This window comes from Azospirillum isscasi, assembly GCF_030849505.1.
GTDB classification, from domain to species: Bacteria; Pseudomonadota; Alphaproteobacteria; order Azospirillales; family Azospirillaceae; genus Azospirillum; species Azospirillum isscasi.
In genome coordinates this window covers 1-1,359 of record NZ_JAUJFI010000353.1, presented here as the reverse complement: position 1 = coordinate 1,359, position 1,359 = coordinate 1, and the positions used below count along the sequence as shown (strand labels likewise).

Genomic DNA, 1,359 nt, shown 5'->3' with positions numbered 1-1,359 from the left:
GGGGCAGGCGCGGGCGCAACTGGCCGACCTGCGGACCGGCAAGCGCCCCGACGAACTGGCGGTGGTGGCGGCCCAGCGGGCGCAGGCCGAGGCGGCGCTGCGCTATTCCGAAACGGAGCTGGCCCGGCAGCGGACGCTGGTGACTCGCAAGGTCAGCTCCGACGACCGGCTCGACGCCGCCCGCGCGGCCCACGACCGCGACCGGGCGCGGCTGGAGGAACTGACCGCGCAACTGGCCGTCTCCACCCTGCCGGCCCGGCCCGACCAGATCCGGGCGGCGGAGGACGCCGTGGCCCAAGCCGAAGCCGCTCTGGCCCAGGCGGAGAAGCGGCTGGCCGAACTGGCCCCCTTGGCGCCGGAAACGGCGCTGGTCGAGGACACGCTGTTCAACCCCGGCGAATGGGTGCCGGCGGGCGCCCCCGTGGTGTCGCTGCTGCCTCCGGGAAAGCGGAAGCTGGTGGTTTTCGTGCCGGAACCGCTGATGGCCCGCGTCCGTCCGGGGGACCGCCTGCCGGTGCGCTGTGACGGCTGCCCGCCCGGTCTGTCGGCGCGGGTGACCTATGTGGCGCCGCGGGCGGAATACACCCCGCCGGTGATCTACAGCGTCGGCAGCCGGGAAAAGCTGGTCTTCCGGGTGGAAGCGCGGCTGGAGGACGGGGCCTCGCTCAACCCCGGCCTGCCGGTGGACGTGGAACTGCCGCCATGACGGACGAGCCGGCCATCGACGTCCATGGGCTGGTCAAGCGGTTCGGCGCCAAGACGGTGGTGGACGGCTTTTCCATCCGGGTGCGGCGGGGGCAGATCTATGGCTTCCTGGGGCCGAACGGATCGGGCAAGACGACCACCATCCGCATGCTGTGCGGGCTGCTGACCCCCGACGCGGGGGAGGGGACCTGCCTCGGGCTCGACATCCGCAGCCAGAGCGCCGCCATCAAGCGGCAGGTCGGCTACATGACCCAGAAGTTCAGCTTCTGGGAGGATCTGAGCATCGCGGAGAACCTGGATTTCGTCGCCCGCATGTACGGGCTGCCGGACCGGCGGCGGAAGGTCGACGCGGCGCTGGACCGGCTGGGGCTCGGCAACCGGCGGGCGCAGTTGGCGGGGGAGCTGTCGGGCGGTTGGAAGCAGCGTCTGGCGCTGGCCGCCTGCATCCTGCACGAGCCGAAGCTGCTGCTGCTCGACGAGCCGACCGCCGGCGTGGACCCCAAGGCCCGGCGGGACTTCTGGGACGAGATCCACCGGCTGGCCGGCGACGGGCTGACCGTGCTGGTCAGCACCCATTATACCGCCGCGCTTAAGCATTGACACATGGGAGCCACGGATAGCTGGTGAGGGAGCGTAGGCGCTCCGGTGTGGCGG

Annotated in this window: 1 protein-coding gene and 1 pseudogene; both read left to right on the top strand. The window is 72.0% G+C overall.

What is annotated here, in order from left to right:
• Window positions 1–706 (top strand): HlyD family secretion protein (locus QSG27_RS28945; protein ID WP_306712307.1); only part of this gene is annotated, 706 nt, incomplete at its 5' end.
• A pseudogene (locus QSG27_RS28940) lies at window positions 703–1,284 on the top strand (ABC transporter ATP-binding protein); the annotation flags it as partial. The gene QSG27_RS28945 and the pseudogene QSG27_RS28940, both read left to right, overlap by 4 nt.
• Window positions 1,285–1,359 lie beyond the last annotated feature (75 nt).